The organism is Halomonas sp. WWR20 (assembly GCF_054602495.1).
In genome coordinates, this window is the sequence record NZ_JBTRHR010000007.1 from 199,060 (window position 1) to 214,011 (window position 14,952).

General features: G+C 61.1%; 17 protein-coding genes. 4 read left to right on the forward strand and 13 right to left on the reverse strand.

Features of this window, described 5'->3' with window-relative positions; all coding sequences use genetic code 11:
* The first annotated feature begins 2 nt into the window (after positions 1-2).
* Both ACW4DH_RS14445 and ACW4DH_RS14450 read left to right on the forward strand, forming a co-directional pair.
* Positions 3-392: a hypothetical protein gene (locus ACW4DH_RS14445; protein WP_459637096.1), complete on the forward strand. Its 390-nt coding sequence runs from the start codon at positions 3-5 to the stop codon at positions 390-392.
* A gap of 102 nt (positions 393-494) precedes the next feature.
* Complete coding sequence (locus ACW4DH_RS14450; protein ID WP_459637097.1) at positions 495-1,451, forward strand: cation diffusion facilitator family transporter; 957 nt, start codon at positions 495-497, stop codon at positions 1,449-1,451.
* 53 nt (positions 1,452-1,504) lie between these two features.
* Here the strand turns inward: ACW4DH_RS14450 and ACW4DH_RS14455 are convergent, their stop codons facing one another.
* A complete protein-coding gene (locus ACW4DH_RS14455) occupies positions 1,505-1,969 on the reverse strand; it encodes a cold-shock protein (RefSeq protein WP_459637098.1) in 465 nt (154 codons plus the stop codon).
* 113 nt (positions 1,970-2,082) lie between these two features.
* On the opposite strand from ACW4DH_RS14455, the gene ACW4DH_RS14460 reads away from it, so the two are divergent.
* Positions 2,083-2,328: a SlyX family protein gene (locus tag ACW4DH_RS14460; RefSeq protein WP_459637099.1), complete on the forward strand. Its 246-nt coding sequence runs from the start codon at positions 2,083-2,085 to the stop codon at positions 2,326-2,328.
* Between the two features lie 124 nt (positions 2,329-2,452).
* Here ACW4DH_RS14460 and trxB read toward each other — a convergent pair whose 3' ends face one another.
* The 3 genes from trxB to ACW4DH_RS14475 all read right to left on the reverse strand — a co-directional run bounded on the left by trxB (position 2,453) and on the right by ACW4DH_RS14475 (position 4,624).
* A complete protein-coding gene (trxB, locus tag ACW4DH_RS14465) occupies positions 2,453-3,421 on the reverse strand; it encodes a thioredoxin-disulfide reductase (protein ID WP_459637100.1) in 969 nt (322 codons plus the stop codon).
* Positions 3,422-3,632: 211 nt separating this feature from the next.
* Positions 3,633-4,235, reverse strand: a complete 603-nt coding sequence (locus tag ACW4DH_RS14470) for a peroxiredoxin C (protein WP_459637101.1) — start codon at positions 4,233-4,235, stop codon at positions 3,633-3,635.
* Between the two features lie 182 nt (positions 4,236-4,417).
* Positions 4,418-4,624, reverse strand: a complete 207-nt coding sequence (locus ACW4DH_RS14475; protein WP_459637102.1) for a CPXCG motif-containing cysteine-rich protein — start codon at positions 4,622-4,624, stop codon at positions 4,418-4,420.
* Between the two features lie 327 nt (positions 4,625-4,951).
* On the opposite strand from ACW4DH_RS14475, the gene acnA reads away from it, so the two are divergent.
* The gene (gene acnA, locus ACW4DH_RS14480; protein WP_459637103.1) at positions 4,952-7,657 is read left to right on the forward strand and encodes an aconitate hydratase AcnA; all 2,706 of its coding nucleotides are present in this window, start codon (positions 4,952-4,954) and stop codon (positions 7,655-7,657) included.
* A gap of 99 nt (positions 7,658-7,756) precedes the next feature.
* Here acnA and trpS read toward each other — a convergent pair whose 3' ends face one another.
* The 9 genes from trpS to radC form a co-directional block, all read right to left on the reverse strand.
* Positions 7,757-8,770 carry a tryptophan--tRNA ligase gene (gene trpS / locus ACW4DH_RS14485; RefSeq protein WP_459637104.1) on the reverse strand — a complete coding sequence of 338 codons (1,014 nt, stop codon included), beginning with the start codon at positions 8,768-8,770 and terminating at the stop codon, positions 7,757-7,759.
* A gap of 178 nt (positions 8,771-8,948) precedes the next feature.
* On the reverse strand, positions 8,949-10,064 hold the full coding sequence (gene ald / locus ACW4DH_RS14490; RefSeq protein ID WP_459637105.1) for an alanine dehydrogenase: 1,116 nt from the start codon (positions 10,062-10,064) through the stop codon (positions 8,949-8,951).
* A gap of 173 nt (positions 10,065-10,237) precedes the next feature.
* The gene (locus tag ACW4DH_RS14495) at positions 10,238-10,699 is read right to left on the reverse strand and encodes an acyl-CoA thioesterase (protein ID WP_459637106.1); all 462 of its coding nucleotides are present in this window, start codon (positions 10,697-10,699) and stop codon (positions 10,238-10,240) included.
* Between the two features lie 39 nt (positions 10,700-10,738).
* Positions 10,739-11,056, reverse strand: coding sequence for a putative signal transducing protein (locus tag ACW4DH_RS14500; protein WP_459637107.1), 318 nt, complete (start codon positions 11,054-11,056; stop codon positions 10,739-10,741).
* 4 nt (positions 11,057-11,060) lie between these two features.
* Positions 11,061-12,251, reverse strand: coding sequence for a class I SAM-dependent rRNA methyltransferase (locus ACW4DH_RS14505; protein ID WP_459637108.1), 1,191 nt, complete (start codon positions 12,249-12,251; stop codon positions 11,061-11,063).
* A 120-nt stretch (positions 12,252-12,371) separates the two neighbouring features.
* A complete protein-coding gene (mutM, locus tag ACW4DH_RS14510; protein WP_459637109.1) occupies positions 12,372-13,202 on the reverse strand; it encodes a bifunctional DNA-formamidopyrimidine glycosylase/DNA-(apurinic or apyrimidinic site) lyase in 831 nt (276 codons plus the stop codon).
* Between the two features lie 147 nt (positions 13,203-13,349).
* A complete protein-coding gene (gene rpmG / locus ACW4DH_RS14515; RefSeq protein ID WP_459637110.1) occupies positions 13,350-13,505 on the reverse strand; it encodes a 50S ribosomal protein L33 in 156 nt (51 codons plus the stop codon).
* 14 nt (positions 13,506-13,519) lie between these two features.
* Positions 13,520-13,756, reverse strand: coding sequence for a 50S ribosomal protein L28 (gene rpmB / locus ACW4DH_RS14520; protein ID WP_459637111.1), 237 nt, complete (start codon positions 13,754-13,756; stop codon positions 13,520-13,522).
* A gap of 402 nt (positions 13,757-14,158) precedes the next feature.
* Positions 14,159-14,833: a RadC family protein gene (radC, locus tag ACW4DH_RS14525; RefSeq protein WP_459637112.1), complete on the reverse strand. Its 675-nt coding sequence runs from the start codon at positions 14,831-14,833 to the stop codon at positions 14,159-14,161.
* Between the last annotated feature and the right edge of the window lie 119 nt (positions 14,834-14,952).

Genomic DNA, 14,952 nt, shown 5'->3' on the forward strand with positions numbered 1-14,952 from the left:
CCATGCAGCGCTATCCCGACATCGAGATTTACCTGGCATCCGTGGATATCGGTATGCTCGAGGCCTGGCTCCGAGAGGCATTCGACGACATGTCGTCGCTTGATCGAGCCGGAAAGCGTCAATGGCGTGGCCGTGGCCGTTGTGGCGATGCCAGCATCCCCGTGCTGCTGGTCGAGAATGCCGCCGACAGCTACGCCAGCCTGTGGTTCGACAGTGCCGGCACCCCCTGGATGCGCGATGTCGATTGCGCGCGGGCGGCAGCGGCACGCCTGCAATGTGAAGTGCGCTGCTCGCTGGGCGGCTGGCAGCCGGGAGACGACCCCGATCGCTTCTGGCAGATCCAGCCTGATGGCACGGAGGCCGCCATCACTTGGCCCGACTCGGGAAGGTAGCGCCATTCAGCACGGAAATCGGGCACAGTAGCAGGCATACCGGGCCTGCCTGATCGATACTGTAGCCCTCGAGCGGTTTAACTTCAGGGAAGAAGCAACGTTATGGCATCTGAATCGAAGGCGGTCATCTACGCCGCCATGGCAGGCAATACATTGATTGCCGTTACCAAGTTCATCGCGGCCGCGATGACCGGCAGTTCCGCCATGCTCTCAGAAGGCATCCACTCGGTCGTGGATACCGGCAATCAGGTCCTGTTGCTGCTGGGCATGCACCGGGCCCGGAAACCGCCCGATGCCCAGTTCCCCTTCGGCCACGGCAAGGAAATATATTTCTGGAGCTTCGTGGTGGCGTTGCTGATTTTCGCCATCGGCTCGGGAATATCGCTTTACGAAGGCATCATTCATATTCTCAATCCCGAACCGATGGAGTCACCGCTGATCAACTACGCGGTGCTGGGGCTGGGTATCCTGTTCGAAGGGGCTTCCTGGGCCTTTGCGCTCAACGAGTTCCGTAAAACCAAGGGCAAATGGGGCTACCTCGAGGCCGTTCATCGCGGCAAGGACCCCTCGATGTTCGTGGTGGTGTTCGAGGACTCCGCCGCGCTGCTCGGTCTGCTGGCGGCGCTGGCGGGCGTGGCCTTGAGCCAGTGGACCGGCAACCCGGTCTTTGACGGTATCGCCTCGGTCATCATCGGCCTGATTCTGGGCGGGACGGCTATCTGGCTAGCGGTCGAGACCAAGGGACTCTTGATCGGCGAAAGCGCCAACCGGTCGGTCGTCGAGGACATTCGCCGGCTCGCCGGGCAAGCCGAGGGGGTCGAGACCGTTCACGAAGTGCTGACCATGCATATGGGACCCGACTACATTCTGGTCAACCTCAGCGTGCATTTCGTCCGCGGTACGCCGGCTGAAAGTATCGAGCGTTCCATCGTCACCCTGGATCGGGCCATCAAGCAGGCGCATCCCCACGTGCAACGCGTGTTCGTCGAGGCCGAATCGCGTGCCGAGGCCGCCCACAACGGCACTCTCCAGGATACGGCGAAACCCGCATCGCCATAACGTAAAACGCCCGCTCGGATGCGAGCGGGCGTTGGCAGGTTGGGCGTCGCCGATCAGGTGATGACGGTGACGTCATCGGCCTGCAGGCCGCGCTCGTTGTGGATGATGTAATAACGGACCTTCTGACCCTCGGCCAGGGTGCGGTGTCCCTTGCCGCGGATGGCGCGGAAATGCACGAACACATCTTCGCCACTATCCCGGGTGATGAAGCCGTATCCCTTGTTGACGTTGAACCATTTTACCTCGCCGATTTCCCGATCGTCGTCTTCGACTTCGGTGAGACTCGCCAACTGGGGGGTGAGCGCATGCACCGTCAACGTCGCGGCCAGCAACACCAGGAACGTCGCCAGCAGCGTGGCGCCATAGGCTCTGACCATGCCGCCCGCTTCCAGCCTATTGCGCAGTTCGTCGGCCAGAGCACCATCCGCGAGCGCGATAAAGAGCATAATCAGCAGCGGGGACAGCGCGGCGAGTAACAGACTGATGAGAATACAGCGAAGAATGACCTTGCGATTCATGGACCTCGATTTCTCTTGTTGTGATGACAGGAAAAGCCCGGCTGCGCATTACGCGTGGGCGAAAACACATGAAGGTGTCATGATGGAGTGACACTCAGCCGGAGGATTCTAGCATGACCCATGCCGACTCGCTTGCCCTGCTGGAACAACGTCTCGAGGGTCTGGAAAGTCGCCTGGCTTATCAGGAAGATTGGCTGGACACCCTCGATCAGGCGATCGCGCGACACGGCCAGTTGCTCGAACGCCTGGAAAGAATGAACGAACTGCTTCAGCAGCGACTCAGGGCCAACCATCAGGCGCTCGATGCCGAAGAGGACGCAGGCTTTCGCACGGAAGATGAAATCCCACCCCACTATTAAGGGGTGTCGGGCAAGCAAGGGTATCGAGCAAGCGCCTCGCGATCCGAACCGATAACGCCAAAGGCGTGACGCCGCCCCTGACAGTCAGGCCCGCGGTTAAACCGCCGGCCTGCTCGCATCGCGCTTATTCGACCATTGCGGATTCGATGCCGTCGAGATAGCGCTCGACATCGAGGGCCGCCATGCACCCGGTTCCCGCCGAGGTAATCGCCTGGCGATAGACATGATCGATGACGTCACCCGCGGCGAAGACCCCGGGAACGCTGGTCGCGGTGGCGTTGCCCTCGAGACCTGAGCGAACCTTGATGTAGCCGTTGTTCATGTCCAGCTGGCCTTCGAAGATCGCCGTATTCGGCGTGTGACCGATGGCGATGAACGCGCCCATCACGGCCAGCTCCTTGGTGCTGCCATCCAGCGTCGAGCGCAGCCGCACGCCAGTGACGCCTGAGGCGTCCCCCAGCACTTCTTCCAGCGTCTGGTGCCACTCGACCGCCATATTGCCGTTGGCCACCTTCTCGAAGAGCTTGTCCTGGAGGATTTTCTCGGCCCGCAGGCTGTCGCGACGATGTACCAGGGTGACCTTGGAGGCGATATTGGACAGATACAGCGCTTCCTCCACGGCGGTATTGCCGCCGCCCACGACGACGACTTCCTGTCCCCGATAGAAGAAACCGTCACACGTGGCGCAGGCGGACACACCCTGCCCCATGTACTGCTCTTCGGAAGGCAGCCCCAGATAGCGCGCACTGGCACCGGTGGAGATGATCAGCGCATCGCAGGTGTACGTGCCGTTGTCGCCCTTGAGCGTAAAGGGTTTCTGGCGCAGCTCCACCTCATGGATATGATCGAAGAGAATCTCGGTATCGAAGCGCTCGGCATGCTTGCGCATGCGCTCCATCAGTTCGGGCCCTTGCACTCCCGTATCGTCGCCCGGCCAGTTATCGACGTCGGTAGTGGTGGTCAACTGCCCCCCCATCTGCATACCGGTAATCAGCAGCGGCTTGAGATTGGCGCGGGCGGCATAGACGGCAGCCGAGTAGCCGGCCGGCCCGGAGCCGAGAATGATCAGGCGTTCGTGGCGCGCAACACTCATGCAGGACCTCGCTTCACTGAATGCAGAATGGAAAATTATCGCGGTGAATCGCAAAACGGCTTGAGGAATGAACTGCCGAGGCAATCCATACCACAAGCCGCTGGAAACGATACGTCAAGCCTTGCCTATGGCATCCATTACCGACAAGGAAAAGAACTTGCGTATGCGAAGGGCGGCCTTGCAGGCCGCCCGGGTAACACTGATGACCATCTTACAGCGTTGTGGAGTGGGTGCCCAGATACTTGGCAACCCCTTCCGCAGTGTCCTTCATGCCTTCCTGGCCTTCTTCCCAGCCAGCCGGGCAGACTTCGCCATGCTTCTGGTGATGCTGCAGCGCCTTGACCATGCGCAGCATCTCGTCGACGTTGCGGCCCAGCGGCAGGTTGTTGACGACCTGGTGCTGAACGACGCCGTTCTCGTCGATGAGGAAGGAGGCGCGCATCGCCACGCCCGCATCCGGATGCTCGATGCCGTAGGCCTGAGTCACTTCATGCTTGACGTCAGCCACGATCGGGAAGCCGACTTCGCCGATACCGCCCTTCTCGGGAGAGGTCTTGCGCCAGGCATGGTGAGTGAACTGAGAATCGATGGAGACACCAATCACTTCCACGCCCAGTTCCTTGAACTTCGCCAGACGATTGTCATGGGCGATGATTTCCGACGGGCAAACGAAAGTGAAGTCCAGCGGCCAGAAGAACAGGACACGCATCTTGCCGTTGCCGTCGGACAGCTTGAAATTGTCAACGATGGTACCGTCACCCAGCACGGCGGCCGTTTCGAAATCGGGGGCTTGACGTCCAACCAATACGCTCATTAGAACTCCTTGGAAAATAAGAAATGGGTCGTGAGTAAATTCGTGACACAGCCTAATGTGTCTAACGGCGCAATCCAATTTGATTGGACTTATGGATGATATAGGCAATGTCTATCGGGGCGATTAGCATGACCGCTATGGAGCCGATTGTCTTCACCTATAGCCGCGAATCGTCGCGCCGCTCAGAAAACATCATCATCGCGCCCAAGCATGACATGCTCGTACTCGCCGCTCATCGAGACGACGACCTGTACCTGTATCGGGGCGCAACAACGGGGACAATCCTCCCATGTCGCATGGCCTCCCGCACTGGTGTCCACCAGCAGCTCAAAGGCGGTATCGCAGTAGGGACAATGCACATCACATGAGGTCAATTCCTCTTCGTTCACCGCCCCTCCTTCGATAGCCGATGCTCGATAGACCATAATCGATATGCGGGTGCTGGCTGCCACTTACAAGCCGACGACGTTACTTTTCGTTGTGTCTGGCGTTAGTGACCGCAGCTCTGTCATCATGCGCTAGTGGGTGATAGTTGAAATAACGGCCTATCATGACCATGTGATTAGTATTGGCGGTGCCGGTTTGTATCGCTAAAAAGGAACCTGACATTGGGTGAGCCCGCCGCGACTGGCGGTATACCTTAATCGAAGACACTGTCATCGGACGACATTCTGTCTCTCGCTCCGGTATCTCGCCCAAGCATGAGGAGGAGGCCCATGAGCACCGACGCTTCACCGAATACTCTCTCCACGCTCGACGTAGGTGAGCGCACCTATCACTATTACAGCCTGCCCAAGGCGGCCGAAACACTGGGCGACTTCAAGCGGCTCCCCATGACGCTGAAAGTGTTGCTCGAGAACCAGTTGCGTTTCACCAACGAATCCAGCGTGTCCCGCGAGGACATGCAGGCCTTGGTCGACTGGCAGAAGGAAGCGCGTTCCATGCGTGAAATCGGCTATCGCCCAGCGCGGGTCCTGATGCAGGATTTCACCGGCGTTCCCGGCGTGGTGGATCTGGCCTCCATGCGCGATGCGGTACAGCGGCTTGGCGAAGATCCGGCGCGGATCAACCCGCTCTCGCCGGTGGATCTGGTCATCGACCACTCGGTGATGGTCGATCATTTCGGTGACGCATCCGCTTTCAAGGACAACGTCGCCATCGAGATGGAGCGCAACAAGGAACGCTACGAGTTCCTGCGCTGGGGTCAGGATGCCTTCGACAACTTCCGTGTGGTGCCGCCGGGCACCGGCATCTGCCACCAGGTCAACCTCGAGTACCTGGGCAAGGCGGTATGGACCAAGGAGGAAGACGGCAAGACCTTCGCCTATCCCGACACGCTGGTGGGAACCGACTCGCACACCACCATGATCAACGGCCTGGGCGTGCTCGGCTGGGGCGTGGGGGGCATCGAGGCCGAGGCGGCCATGCTGGGTCAGCCGGTATCGATGCTGATTCCCGAAGTCATCGGCTTCAAGCTCACCGGCAAGCTGCGCGAAGGCATCACCGCCACCGACCTGGTATTGACCGTCACCCAGATGCTGCGCAAGAAGGGCGTGGTCGGTAAGTTCGTCGAATTCTACGGCGACGGTCTCAAGGATCTGCCGCTGGCCGACCGTGCCACCATCGGTAACATGGCACCGGAGTACGGCGCCACTTGCGGTTTCTTCCCGGTCGACGAGGAGACGCTGAACTACATGCGCCTGACCGGTCGCGACGAGGAACAGGTCGCTCTGGTCGAAGCCTACACCAAGGCGCAGGGTCTGTGGCGCGAGCCCGGTCACGAGCCGATCTTCACCGATACGCTGCACCTCGACATGGACGAAGTCGAAGCCAGCCTGGCCGGTCCCAAGCGTCCTCAGGACCGCGTCGCGTTGACCGACATGAAGTCCACCTTCGAAACGCTGATGGAAGGCCAATTGCCGGACGTCTCCGGAAACGACCCGGCAGCCGATGTGGATGAGCGCTACACGACGCCTGACAGCCAGACGTGCCATTGGAAGGACGAGGACTTCAAGCTCAACCACGGCGCCGTGGTGATTGCAGCCATCACCTCCTGCACCAACACCTCCAACCCCAGCGTAATGCTGGCCGCCGGCCTGCTGGCGCGCAAGGCCGCCGAAAAGGGGCTGACCACCAAGCCGTGGGTCAAGACCTCGCTGGCCCCGGGCTCCAAGGTGGTCACCGACTACCTCAAGGCGGGCGGCGTGCAGGATGACCTCGACAAGCTGGGCTTCCAGCTGGTGGGTTACGGTTGTACCACCTGTATCGGCAATTCCGGGCCGCTGCCCGAGCCCATCGAGAAGGCCATCGATGCCGGTGATCTGACGGTCGCCTCGGTGCTTTCCGGTAACCGTAACTTCGAGGGACGGGTGCATCCGCTGGTACGCACCAACTGGCTGGCGTCTCCCCCCTTGGTTGTCGCCTATGCGCTGGCCGGCAACGTGCGGCTCGACCTTTCCAAAGAACCGCTGGGTCAGGGCCAGGACGGTCAGCCTGTCTACCTCAAGGATATCTGGCCGAGCCAGGCGGAAATCGCCACGGCGGTGGAGCAGGTCAAGACCGAGATGTTCCGCAAGGAGTATGCCGAGGTCTTCAACGGCGACGAGATATGGCAGTCGCTCGAAGTGCCGCAGAGTCAGGTATATGCCTGGTCCAAGGACTCCACCTATATCCAGCATCCTCCGTTCTTCGAAGGCATGGGCAAGGATCCCGAGCCGGTCGAGGACATCAAGGACGCCCATGTACTGGCGATGCTCGGCGATTCGGTGACCACCGACCATATCTCGCCGGCCGGGGCCATCAAGCCCGACAGCCCCGCCGGGCGTTATCTACAGGAGCATGGTGTCGAACCCAAGGACTTCAACTCCTACGGTTCGCGGCGCGGCAACCACGAGGTGATGATGCGCGGCACCTTCGCCAACGTGCGTATCCGCAACGAGATGCTCGAAGGCGTGGAAGGTGGCTACACCCGCCATGTGCCCTCCGGTGAGCAGATGGCGATCTACGACGCGGCGATGAAATATGCCGAGGAGCAGACACCGCTGGTGGTGGTCGCAGGCAAGGAGTACGGCACCGGTTCGAGCCGCGACTGGGCCGCCAAGGGCACACGACTGCTCGGCGCGCGCGCGGTGCTGGCGGAGTCCTACGAGCGTATCCACCGCTCCAACCTGATCGGCATGGGTGTGTTGCCGCTGCAGTTTCCGCAAGGCGAGGATCGTAAATCGCTCGGGTTGACCGGCGATGAAACGATCTCCATCTCGGGCATGAACGACCTTCAGCCAGGCTGTACGGTCACGGTGACCATTACCTCCGACAAGGGCGAGAAGAATATCGAAGCGCTTTGCCGCATCGATACCGCCAACGAGATGGAATATTACCGCCATGGCGGTATCCTCCACTACGTGCTGCGCAGTATGCTGTAGTCCGCCAGAAGGGCCGAGACCCTGTCGGCCTGACTGATGTGATAGCGCCCCGCCAGATAATTGGCGGGGCGCTTTTTTACGACGGGTGGAAAGCGTGATTCAGACGAAGCGTCCCAGGCCCACCGTCTCGCGCAGCCGGTCCATGAACGGTGCCGCCTCGGCACGTGCGCGTTCGGCCCCCTTGCGCAGCACCTGCTCGATGTGCCCAGGATCCTCGAGCAAGGTATTGTAGCGTTCGCGGGGCTCTTTCAGATGCGCATTGAGATACTCGAACAGTTCGTTCTTGACCTCGCCCCAGCCGATGCCTTCCTGGTAGCGCACACGCATTGCTTCGCGCTCATCGATGCTGGCGAAGGCGGAGTAGATCTGAAACAGCGTGCAACCTTCCGGGTCCTTGGGCTCGCCTGGCTCCAGGGAATTGGTCTTGATCTTGCGTACCAGCTTGAGCAGCTTCTTCTCGGAGACGAAGAGCGGAATGGTGTTGTTATAGCTCTTGGACATCTTGCGCCCATCAAGCCCCTTCAACACTTCGACCTTCTCGTCGACCACCGCTTCCGGCAAGGTGAAATACTCGCCCCTGTAGAGGTGATTGAAACGTCCGGCCATGTCACGCGCCATCTCGAGATGCTGGATCTGATCACGTCCCACCGGGACTTTATGCGCATTAAACATCAGGATATCGGCGCCCATCAGCACCGGATAGCCGAATAGCCCCATGGTAATACCCTTGTCAGGGTCCTGGTTGCCGGCCGCCTCGTTCTCCGCCACCGCCGCCTTGTAGGCATGGGCGCGATTCATCAGACCCTTGGCGCAAACGCAGGACAGCATCCAGGTCAGTTCGGGAATCTCGGGAATATCGGATTGGCGATAAAAGATGGCGTTATCGGTATCCAGCCCCAGCGCTAGCCACGTCGCGGCGATTTCCAGGCGGGATTCCTGAACGCGCCGGGGATCCTGACACTTGATCAGGGCATGCAGATCCGCCAGGAAATAAAAGGACTGGACGGAGGGATCCTGGCTGGCGGCAATCGCGGGTTGGATGGCGCCGACATAGTTGCCGAGATGGGGAGTCCCCGAGGTTGTGATACCGGTAAGCACGCGTGTCTTGTTCATGAACTCGAAAGGTCTGCCTTGGCCTGGACGAAAGCGCCGCCGCCCCTGCAGAGCGACAGCTTGAATCGCTCCAGTGTACAACGCGGCGGCTTTTCAAAGCGACCGCGCCCAACCCGAAAGCGGCCAGCGGGAACTTATCCCCTGACCGCTTGTTCCTGCACTGAACGGTATGTTCGCGTCAGCGTATCAGACTCGAGGGGTCGGTCATCTCGAGTCCGAACGCCTCGGCTACGGCCGCGTAAGTCACCTGTCCGTCATGCACGTTCAGGCCCGGCAGGAAATGCGCATCGTCCGCCAGGGCCTGCTTCCAGCCCTTGCCCGCCAGGTCGATGACGAACGGCAACGTGGCATTGGTCAGCGCCTGGGTGGACGTGCGCGCCACCGCGCCCGGCATGTTGGCCACGCAATAGTGCACGATGTTATCCACGACATAGGTGGGTTCGGCATGGGTGGTCGCCTTGCTGGTTTCGAAACAGCCGCCCTGATCGATCGCCACGTCGACCAGCACGCTGCCCGGCTTCATGTCGCCGAGCTGGCGGCGCGTGATCAGCTTGGGCGCCGCCGCGCCCGGTACCAGTACCGCACCGACGATCAGGTCCGACTCACGAATGGCCTCTTCCAGCGCATCGACGGTGGAATATACCGTATGCAACCGGCCCTGATAGCGATGATCGAGCGTTTCCAGGCGCACCAGGGACTTGTCGAGCACGCTAACCTCCGCGCCCAACCCTAGCGCCATGCGCGCCGCATTCTCGCCGACCACGCCGCCGCCGATGACCGTCACCTTGGCCGGCGCGACGCCGGGCACACCGGGCAACAGGATACCGGCGCCCCCCTGCGCCTTCTCCAGACTGTGCGCCCCGGCCTGGATCGCCATGCGACCCGCCACACGACTCATCGGGGCCAGCAAGGGCAGTCCACCCTGGCTGTCGGTGATGGTCTCATACGCAATGCACGTCGCGCCGCTGTCCATCAGTCCACGGGTCAACGAGTGTTCGGCCGCCAGATGCAAGTAGGTGAACAGCATCTGTCCCTTGCGCAGCCGCGCGACTTCTTCGGACTGGGGCTCCTTGACCTTGATGATCAGCTCGGCGGACTCCCATACCTTGGCGACATCCGGCTCCAGTCGCGCCCCGGCCGCCTGATAATCGGCATCGGCAAAGCCCGATCCTTCCCCGGCACCGGCCTGCACGATCAGCGTATGGCCACGGTTGACCAGCTCGCGGACCCCGGTGGGTGTCAGGGCGACGCGGTACTCGTGGTTCTTGATCTCCTTGGGCACTGCAATATCCATAACACCTCCGAATGACGAGCGATGAAGCCAACGCAGGCATTACAGCACACCAGCAGGAAAGCCGTGAGGTCTTGAAAAAAAACGCAATAACCTCGCGGCAAGCTCTGCTTTACCCTGAATTTTTCTTGCCATCGCGCCCGGAACGTCGCAATTCTTCTGCAAGAAGATTGCCGCTAGGCGGCGGTGTCTTCGACACGGGCGCTGCCGTAAACGGCGACATATTCGTCGGGCATACGCCGGGCACGCCCGCTAGAGAGTTCGATGCAGGCAAACCGCGTACGGGCACGCAGCAGGGTTCTGCCATCGGCAGGCCGCAGCAGCTGGAAGCGCCGCGTCAGCGTCAACCGGCCGTCGCAGGCGACGATCCACGTCGCCAGTTGCAGTTGCTCACCGGCGAAGGCCGGCGCCAGATAGTCCAGCTCGTGGCGATGCACGGCCATGGCCCGGTCGTATTCGCGGTAAGTGGCGAGATCGAGCCCCAGATGCTGCGAGTGAGTCCAGCTGACACGCTCGATCCAGCGCAGGTATTCGACATTATTGACGTGGCCGAAGTCATCGATGGCGTTGTCGTCGACCTGCAGCTCGAGCACGAAAGGCGTCTCGGGCAGATCCCAGGGCGTGGTGGCTTGTGTCATCGTGGCTCTCCTGAAGGGTGAAGTGTCGAAGGAGGCATCTCAGTCACGTGGCGTTTCGCAGCGCCAGCAGGCCTCGAAAACGCCCTCCAGCGACTCGCCGCACGTGCGACAGGTCCAGCCCGGCGGCGTGATGTCCGGTCCTTGCAGCGCTTCGTGAATCAGTGCCTTTGCACGTGAAACGCGGGGCAGTGCCACCCACACCTCGGGCTCGCACTCGCCCAGCGGCAGCTCGCCCGCACCGCCGCCCAGCAGCATGTTGCGCAACTCACAGGGCACCCCCGCACTGACCAGCACGTTGCGTACGTGGCTGACCAGCAGCGCGTTGGAGTGGCGGAACACACGGACGCGATCCGTCATCGGCTCAATCCCGGAACACGCGCACGCCCAGCGCCTTCAGATAAGCGGTTTCGGGAATGGCCGGATGCACGGGATGATCCGGGCCCTGACTGCCCTGATACAGGACCTGCCCATGCCGATCTTGATGGCGTACCGCGCCGCGCACACTCTCCATCAGCCGCTCCGGCGCCAGGTGCATGGAGCACGATGCGGTCATCAGCAACCCGTCGCGGCCCAGCAGGCGCATGGCCTCGCGATTGAGACGCGAATAGGCGCGCTCGCCGTTGGGGATATCCTTGCGCTTTTTGATGAAGGCCGGTGGATCGAGCACGATCACGTCGAACTGCTCACCCTCGGCCTTGAGAGCCGCCAGCGCCTCGAAGGCATCCCCCTCGCCCACGGCGACCTGCTCCGCCACGCCATTGAGCGCGGCATTCTCGGCGACCCGCTCCAGCGCCTCGGCGGAACTGTCCACGCACAAGACCTCACTGGCGCCGTGTGCCGCAGCCTGCACCCCCCACCCGCCGACGTAACTGAACACGTCGAGTACGCGCTTGCCGGCGACCAGGGCGTTGAGCCAGGCGCGGTTGGCGCGGTGATCGTAGAACCAGCCGGTTTTTTGTCCTTCGAGCACCGGCGCCACGAAACGCACGCCGTTCTCTTCCAGCAGCACTTGATCGGGCAGTTCGCCGTGAACGACCGCCACCTCTCGTTCGAGCTGCTCCTGACGCCGCCCCGAGGAGTCGTTCTTGAACACGATGGCCCGCGGTGACAGGACCTTGTCCAACGCAGCGATGACTTCATCGCGGGCATGCTCCATTCCCAGGGTGTTGAGCTGTACCACCAGCACGTCGTCGAAACGGTCGACGATCAACCCCGGCAGCAGATCGCCTTCACCGTGTACCAGGCGATAGAAAGGCTTGGCGAACAGCCTCGAGCGCAGCGACAGCGCCTGGTTGAAGCGATGCACCAGCAGCGAACGATCGAGGCGAACATTGGCGTCGCGCGACACGATACGTGCACAGATCAGCGAGTGAGGATTGACGTAAGCGACCCCGAGCGCCTTGCCGTTGGCCGCCTCGATCACCGCCTGGGTGCCGGGCTCGAAGGTCTTGAGCGGGGTTTCATCGGTATCGATTTCGTTGGAGTACAGCCACAGATGGCCGGCCTTCAAGCGTCGATCGGCATTCTTTTTCAGGCGCAGGCGTTCGGTCACGGTAATCTCCGACGGCATAAACTATGAGGCGCATTCTAACGCCCCGATATGAATGAGTGGTGAAAAGCCTTACCGCAGCGCTTCAGACGATGCAAGCGTGCACGGCAAGTTCGGTTCACATCATGTCTGACAGGCGGGACAATAAACGCTGGCGCGCTGGCCTAGAGTGACCAGGCGCAACATATCACCACAGCGTCGACAGGGCTCCCCCGTGCGGCCATAGACATTGAGGCGCTGGGCAAAATAACCCGGCTCGCCGGTGCCGCTGACGAAATCGCGCAGCGTGGTACCTCCCTGGGTAATGGCCGCTGCCAGCACGGCACGCACCGCCTCGGCCAATGCCAGGTAACGCTCGCGCGACACGTTCCCGACGGCACGCCGGGGATCGATTCCCGCCAGAAACAACGCCTCGGAGGCATAGATATTGCCCACCCCCACGACCACGGCGTTATCCATCAGAAACGGCTTAACCGCGATGCGCCGTCCGCGCGAGAGCCGATAGAGGCGCTCCCCGTCGAAGTCCGGTGACAGCGGCTCGGGACCCAGCCGGACCAGGCGCGGGTCGCTCGACAGAGAGCCTGCCAGCCAATCGACGAAGCCGAAGCGGCGCGGATCGTGATAACGCAGGATGGCGCCGCTATCCATTACCAGGTCGATATGATCGTGCTTTCGGGGCATGTCGCCCAGCTGCGCAATGCGCAGACTGCCCGACATGCCCAGGTGCCAGAGCAGCGTGCGGGGAGTATCCTGCGCATCCGCCATCGGCACGATCAGGTACTTGGCGCGCCGACCCAGCTCACCGATGCGTGAACCGACCAGGGAATCGATAAAATCTTCCGGTACCGGCAGCCGCATCCGGCGCTCGCGGACGATAACCTCACGGATCTCGCGGTTCTCGATATGCGGCGCGAGGCCGCGGCGTGTCGTTTCGACTTCGGGAAGTTCGGGCATATGTCGGCTTCGAGCGTATTCGCAGGATACCGGACTTCCTCCTCGGCTCACTCCGAGACTGAAAACCGGCAAGACACAGACGAAAAAAACCCGGTCTGCACCGGGTTTTTTCAGGCAGGTGGGCTCACCTGCGGCGGGAGGCCACGATCACTTGATCTTGGCTTCCTTGTACATCACGTGCTGACGAACCACCGGGTCGTACTTCTTGAATTCAAGCTTGTCCGGAGTGTTCCGCTTGTTCTTGTTGGTGGTGTAGAAATGGCCGGTACCGGCGCTGGACACCATCTTGATCTTGTCACGCATGATCAATACTCCCCTTAGATGCGCTCGCCGCGCTTACGGATGTCAACGAGCACCTCTTCGATGCCCTTCTTGTCGATGATACGCATGCCCTTGGAGGAGACGCGCAGCTTGACGAAGCGCTTCTCGGCCTCTACCCAGAAACGGTGGGTATGCAGATTGGGCACGAAACGACGACGCGTCTTGCGCTGGGAGTGTGATACGTTGTTACCAGTCACCGGACGCTTGCCGGTAACCTGACATACTTTGGACATAAGAGCCTCCAACCGCTGGGCGAGTTGTTCAAAACCTGTCGGGCAAACCGGGAAGAGAGAATGGCAGGGTGACCGCCTTCCGCCCCTTAATTAACCCAAGGAAGTCAAAGGGCGTACTTTATACCAGAGGATCGCCGTAGCAGCAAGATATCCTCTGCAATATATCAGTACGGATACACTGGAAATCGGGCTTGAAAGCCTGACCCGCGCAGGATTACCGCGACTCGCGCAAAAAACGCACCCGCAGATTCAAGCCCCGCATGAACGAAATCCGGCATGTGACCGAACCTACACGCTCGGTGGCGAGGCGCGTTTTAACACGCCCGGCCGCGTATCGCCAGTTTCACGCCTGATTATCGACCGGTTTCTGCTTTTGGCAGAGACGACAGCCAGAGCTTTGAGCTACAGCCAGCCACGCTCGGCGAAGGAGAAGACCTCTCCATCGCCGACGATAAAATGATCCAGCACACGAATTTCGAAGAGTGCCAGCGCCTCCTTGAGGCGAACGGTAATGCGCTGATCGGCGTCACTGGGCTCGGCTACGCCAGAGGGATGGTTATGCGCAAAGATGATTGCCCCAGCCCCCAGCTCCAGCGCTCGCCTCGCCACCTCGCGCGGATAGACGGACGCACTGTCCAGCGTGCCTCGGGACAAGGCCTCGAAACGGATCACCTGGTGCTGGGTATCGAGAAACAGCGCGGCGAATTCCTCATGTCCCAGGTGACGCATATGCGAAGAGAGAAAGGCCCTGACCAGTGCCGGCGACGTCAACGCCCCGCCCCGTTCGAGCAGACTGCCCAGGTGACGCCGGGACAGCTCCAGTGATGCCTGCAATTGCACGTACTTGGCCTCGCCTAATCCATGCTCGGCACAGAACTGCGTCTTGTCGGCCTCGAGCAGTTGGCGCAGCCCACCGAAGGCGGACAACAGGTCCCGCGCCAGATCCACCGCCGAACGTCCCTTGACGCCGACGCGTAGAAAGATCGCCAGTAGCTCTGCATCCGACAGCGCTCCCGCGCCCAAGGTCAGCAGCTTTTCCCGGGGCCGCTCGCCCTCCGGCCAATCGCGTATTCCCATGCCGCCTCCGCTCCAGTTACTTAAATTAAAACTTAAATAACAATAAGCGACATGGGCGTCTAACCAAAGTCGAATCGTGCTCGCCGAACCATACTACCATACTAGCCATACAAGTCGGA